At 62.7% G+C, this 3,759-nt stretch carries 5 protein-coding genes and 1 pseudogene; 4 read left to right on the top strand and 2 right to left on the bottom strand.

The genetic code is table 11. From position 1 onward, the window contains the following. Window positions 1-7 precede the first annotated feature (7 nt). A complete protein-coding gene (locus tag D6T64_RS00200) occupies window positions 8-310 on the bottom strand; it encodes a hypothetical protein (RefSeq protein ID WP_119970283.1) in 303 nt (100 codons plus the stop codon). 11 nt (window positions 311-321) lie between these two features. Beyond that, complete coding sequence (locus D6T64_RS23480) at window positions 322-942, bottom strand: DUF6668 family protein (RefSeq protein WP_119970281.1); 621 nt, start codon at window positions 940-942, stop codon at window positions 322-324. 166 nt (window positions 943-1,108) lie between these two features. On the opposite strand from D6T64_RS23480, the gene D6T64_RS00190 reads away from it, so the two are divergent. The 4 genes and pseudogenes from D6T64_RS00190 to D6T64_RS00175 all read left to right on the top strand — a co-directional run. After that, window positions 1,109-1,387: a helix-turn-helix domain-containing protein gene (locus tag D6T64_RS00190; protein ID WP_147364381.1), complete on the top strand. Its 279-nt coding sequence runs from the start codon at window positions 1,109-1,111 to the stop codon at window positions 1,385-1,387. Further along, window positions 1,384-2,700 (top strand): MinD/ParA family ATP-binding protein, encoded by a 1,317-nt coding sequence (locus tag D6T64_RS00185; RefSeq protein WP_147364380.1) that lies wholly within the window; start codon window positions 1,384-1,386, stop codon window positions 2,698-2,700. The genes D6T64_RS00190 and D6T64_RS00185 overlap by 4 nt, the downstream gene beginning before the upstream one ends. Before the next feature lie 233 nt (window positions 2,701-2,933). Beyond that, window positions 2,934-3,212 (top strand): hypothetical protein, encoded by a 279-nt coding sequence (locus D6T64_RS22035; protein WP_147364379.1) that lies wholly within the window; start codon window positions 2,934-2,936, stop codon window positions 3,210-3,212. Between the two features lie 2 nt (window positions 3,213-3,214). Continuing rightward, window positions 3,215-3,759: pseudogene (locus D6T64_RS00175) on the top strand (M23 family metallopeptidase); the annotation flags it as partial.

Here is a 3,759-nt window from a genome sequence, read left to right as displayed (position 1 = left end):
GGGGTGGCTAGGAGCCGGAGATGAATCCGACCAATGCCGTTGCTGCGCCGATGATCATGACGCCAACGAGGATGCTGACGAACGTCTTTACGTGCTCGCCGCCTTCGCCGCGTCGGGAATTGAACATGAACATCACGGCGACGGCGATCAAGGACAGAATCGCTGCGATTAAACCGACCCATTTTGCCCACGCAAGGATCGTGCTGACGGCTTCGAATCCGGGTGGGGCGAGTGGTTCTGGGTCAGGAAGTGCTGTGAGTAGTTGACCGGCGGTGTTGAGCACGTGTGCGGCGGCGAGGGAGACGGTCATTGTCGGGCCTTTCAGTTGTGAGCGGGAACGCTCGGAGGTGCGAGGGCGAGATCGGTGAAGAGGGAACGAAATTCTTTGGGTAGCGGAGCCGTAGCGTCCGGTGGGCTGAGTCGCCATGCATCGACCCAAGGCAGATTCCACACACGGGGGACGCCACCGGCAATGACTTGTTCAAGGTGGCGCAGCTCTTTGGGTCGGCGGCCAGGGGCGTCGGCGACAAGGACCAGGCCGGCGAGCTGCACGCCGTCGCCCAACACGTTTGATGCCCATTCCGTCGCGGCGCGCTGCGCCGCGATCAGGCCGGCGTAGTTTGTCCGTGCCACCAACACGACGCGATGCGTTGTTCCAGGTGTCGTCGGAATCGGCCAGGCATGGTCACAGGGTCGGGTGCCGGCGGTGAGAGCGGCGAGGGTGGATTCTCCGGCGCCGCCATGGACGCCGAGCCACCAGATCGTTGCCGGCCATACGGCTTCGCGCTGGGGTCGCCGGTCAGCTGCGTCGGGGACCGGAACGCCAGCTTGGGGAGTGGTTGCGCCGTGGCGTGGTTCGCGTTGCTTGGTGAGGGGCGTGGAGAATTCAGGGTTTTCTGACTGGTCAGGGCCAACGAGCCACCGGTTTGCACTCGTGCTCATATGGAGTCCCCCTCTGTCTTGGTTCATAACCGTTCTTTGTCATTCAAATAGACTCCAGTTCTACCCCGTGTTCAGGGTTACTGACGTCCTGTATTCATATTACCTAAATGATACGGAAATATACCTTTACGCACTTATTTATCCCTCGTTCGGTTACGCTCGGAGAGTGGACGAGACAACAGCGCGGGTGACGTGGCCCGACTCGATGCTGAGCCGATACGGCGACATGCTGAGCGTGGCCGACGTCTCTCATGTCCTGAATTTGGAGCCCCGCAACATTCGCTGCTTGCTCACCAGCACCGATGCGGCTACCCGGCTGCCGGGCGTGAAGATCGGTAAAAGTTGGCGGATTGCGCGCGATCAGCTGCGCATCTACCTGATCGGTCATCACAACGAAGACTCCGCACTCAGCTCCCCGAACGACGAGAGAGGCCCCACGTCATGATTGAGACCGTCCCCACCTTCCCCAGAATTGAGGCCACAGTCGCTGCAGACGCGACGGGTACCGTCGCGATCAACGGTGTGATGCAGTCTCTGTCCGGTGAGGACGAACAGAGCGTGCGAGCGGAAATCCTGACACTGGTCACGGCAACAGCCAACGACATGGGCCGCCCCGTTCGTCTGAACACCCGTGACCCACTCGGGGAACAACAGCTCGCTGTCTACCCTGACGGCCACGTGGAAGCACTATCTGACCTCGATGCTTCGGCAGCACTCGTCACAACGACCCTCTCCGCCGACCAACAGGCCTCGGTCCCAAAACCTGGCCCCAACGTGGCTCAGCCCTCCGAGAACGTTGCTCAGCGTTCAGAGGATCTAGCATCCCGATTGACCCTGAACGATTTTCTGCAATCTAGGCCAGCTGCGCTTGTGGGGCCGGCAACGATGGGCTGGCAGGGCACCGTGCGCACGCTCACTGGCGGTCTTGTCTCGTTCGCTCCAGGTGAGCCGGAGCTCACGCACCGGAACGCCATTGATCGCGTCCAGCAAAGCCTTCGTGGGCCCAGAACCGTCGTCGTCATCAATCCCAAGGGCGGCGCCCACAAAACCACTGCGACGCTCCTGCTCGCGGCGACGTTCGGCACCTACCGCGGCGGATACACGCTTGCATGGGACAACAACGAAACGCGTGGAACGCTCGGATGGCGGGCACAACCCGCCCGCCACAGCAATACAGCCGTCGATCTGCTCCGCGACCTTGAGCGTTTCAACGACCTCCGAAGCGCCCGGGTGGGCGACCTCGACAACTACGTCCGCGCACAAGGCTCAACCCAGTTCGACGTGCTCGCCTCCGACGAGGACGCCGCGGCATCATCAACCATCGATGGTCAGGCGTTCAACGAGCTGCACACCACCCTGAGCCGGTTCTACCGGGTCATTGTCATTGACACCGGCAACAACATGCGCGCATCCAACTGGGAAGCCGCGCTCGACGCAGCCGACCAACTCGTCATCGTCTCCACCATCCGCGAAGACACCGCAGCCAGCGCCGCATGGCTTGTCGACGGACTCTACGAGAAGGGCCACGAGCAGAAAGTACGGAACGCCGTTACCGTTCTGGCATCGCCCTCGAAGGTGGCTGACCCGCAGTTGAACCGGCGGTTGCACGGCCATTTCGCCTCCCTCACCCGAACTGTGCTCGACGTGCCCCACGACCCTGCCTTGGTCGACGGGGGGACGCTCAGCTACGACGCTCTCGCGCCGGCGACCCGTGAAGCCTGGCTCCAAGTCACCGCAGCCGTGGCGGATGGATTGTGAAGCGGTCCCTGTTCGCCGTGATCCCTTTCGTCGCGGCGCTCGCCCTCACAGGGTGCGTGGGCGGCCCGACGGCACCAGGTACGCCGGCGCCGACAACAAGCGCCAGCAGTCCGCTGCCGACGACGGCGGGGACAGCTGCGCCCGATGAACCCACTGATGAGGCGAGCGTGCTGCCTATTCCCGAAGCGGAAACGAGTAGCCAGTCTGATGCGATCACCGCAGGTGAGACAGTGATGACCACATTCGGGCAGCCCACACTTGACGCCAGCACGTGGATGAACAACCTGTATCCCCTGCTCACCCAGACGGGAGCCGCCGCGTATGAGGGAACGGACCCGGCGCAGGTGCCCGTTCACCGGGTGACGGGGGCAGGCACCATCGTGGAGGGCTCCACTGATGTCGCGCTGATCGTTCAAGTACCCACCGACGCGGGCCTATACAACGTCAGCGTGAGTCGCACCGGGCCATCTATGCCCTGGCTCGCGGATCGAATCCGACCAGCGCAGGGATAACGATGGCCGCCGAAAAAGGGAAAAGCGCGCTGATTCTCATTGGCGCGCCCGTCGCTCTCATCGGGACGCTCTTCCTCTTGATCATCCTTGTGTTCTCCGGTACAGCGGCGACTGCAGCGTGTACCAATGCAGCCGGCACAGTGGACCCTGACACGGTGCCCACCGACCCCATCGCCGGCTATTCCGGCGAGCAGCTGAAAAACGCCGCGTACATCATGAACGCGGCAAGCACCTTGACCCTGGATCGCACCGCCCAAGTCGTCGGGGTGATGACTGCAATGGGTGAAAGCTCACTCGTGAATGTCGGGTTCGGCGATGACCTGAATGGTGTCACCAACCCTGACGGCACGCCTACGTGCTCGCTGGGCTTGTTCCAGCAGCAGTGGTGCCTAGGCTCCTGGGGCACTCGCGATGAAGTGATGGACCCCGCCCACGCGGCGACGGCGTTTTTCGAGCGTCTCGTCGGCGTTGCCGACTGGCAAAGCCTTGCGCCCACCCTCGCCATTCACAAGGTGCAAGGCAACGCCGACCCGTACCACTACGAAAC

It is taken from the genome of Cryobacterium melibiosiphilum, assembly GCF_003602235.1.
Taxonomy (GTDB): Bacteria; Actinomycetota; Actinomycetes; order Actinomycetales; family Microbacteriaceae; genus Cryobacterium; species Cryobacterium melibiosiphilum.
The sequence above is the reverse complement of the archived record's forward strand: the minus strand, read 5'-3'. Positions and strand labels throughout refer to the sequence as shown.

Coding starts and splice junctions, on each gene's coding strand:
- D6T64_RS23480 (WP_119970281.1), bottom strand. CDS start 942: ATGAGCACGAGTGCAAACCGGTGGCTCGTTGGCCCTGACCAGTCAGAA.
- D6T64_RS00200 (WP_119970283.1), bottom strand. CDS start 310: ATGACCGTCTCCCTCGCCGCCGCACACGTGCTCAACACCGCCGGTCAA.
- D6T64_RS00185 (WP_147364380.1), top strand. CDS start 1,384: ATGATTGAGACCGTCCCCACCTTCCCCAGAATTGAGGCCACAGTCGCT.
- D6T64_RS22035 (WP_147364379.1), top strand. CDS start 2,934: ATGACCACATTCGGGCAGCCCACACTTGACGCCAGCACGTGGATGAAC.